The 1,118-nt window shown below is 39.6% G+C and carries 1 protein-coding gene; it reads right to left on the bottom strand.

Translation table 11 applies throughout. The features are described 5' to 3' along the window. Positions 1–34 precede the first annotated feature (34 nt). Positions 35–994, bottom strand: coding sequence for an IS30-like element IS1252 family transposase (locus tag RV13_RS20370; RefSeq protein WP_000222577.1), 960 nt, complete (start codon positions 992–994; stop codon positions 35–37). Positions 995–1,118 lie beyond the last annotated feature (124 nt).

Below are 1,118 nucleotides of genomic sequence, written 5' to 3'. Positions count from 1 at the left end.
GGTTCTGTTGCAAAGTTTTAAATAATTTGATTTGTCAAATTAAGCTAGACAAAATATCTTCATTCATGTAACTCATAAATACTTCCAGGGGTGTTTGATAATCCAAGGACTTTCGTGGAATATTGTTTCTCTTATTCGCCACTGAAGAGATAAAAGCTTGGTCGACTTGATTAAAATCCATGTTTTTTGGCAGACCATCTTTTCGCAGCAAGCCATTGGAATTTTCATTCAGTGCTCGTTGCGAAGGAGTCCCTGGATCAGCGAAATAAATAGCGATGTCATGTTGGTTACTTAAAGCCTTCCAATTAGAGAATTCTTTCCCACAATCAAAGGTAATGGATTTAAATAAATGTCTGGGAATCGATCCAAACCAGTGGTTCAGAGTATTCTCAATATCGATCGCCTTGCGCCCCTCGGGCTTCAAGGTGATGATGATTTTCGATAGACGTTCTACCAAAGTTATGACAGCACTCTTATGATGAATGCCTACAATGGTATCGCCTTCGATATGGCCGAACTCTTCTTTAAATGTCGGGTAATCAGTTTCTCTTTCAACGATATTCCGTTTAAAAGCCTGTTTTCCTCGGCGTTCTTGATGTCCATTTGGTTTCCGCTTACCCTTCATGGGCAAAGTCGATTCATCGAACACCTTTTCCTTGAACTGGCGATAAAGGGTTCTTACGGAACAGCTGATTGGTTTCTCTTTACGCCCAATGATAACGTCTGGCGTCCAGCCTTGGGCAATTTTTTCTTTAATGTAGGACTGTTGTTTCTTTGGCAAGACGATGTTTCGTCTGCCACACCGTTTCTTATTTTCTTTATACTGTTGGTAGTATTCGAGGGCCGTATGGCCTTCTTTCAAGAAATTAATGACGTTATAAATCGGTGTTCGAGATCGTTTCAGGTACTCAGCAATTTTCACAATTTTGATGTTTTGGTGGTAGTAAGACTCTATCATCACCAGTTCATCCGTGGTAAGATGGGTGTAGGTCATTCGTGATCACTCCTATGTTTTCTTTAGTCGGAATTACATTTTGAGTGTAGCACGAATGGCTTATTTATTTGTCTAGCTTAATTTTACAATCGGCGTAAAGAATAAAATCCCTTACGGTATCTAT

The organism is Enterococcus raffinosus (assembly GCF_001886185.1).
Lineage (GTDB): Bacteria > Bacillota > Bacilli > Lactobacillales > Enterococcaceae > Enterococcus_A > Enterococcus_A raffinosus.
The sequence above is the reverse complement of the archived record's forward strand: the minus strand, read 5'-3'. Positions and strand labels throughout refer to the sequence as shown.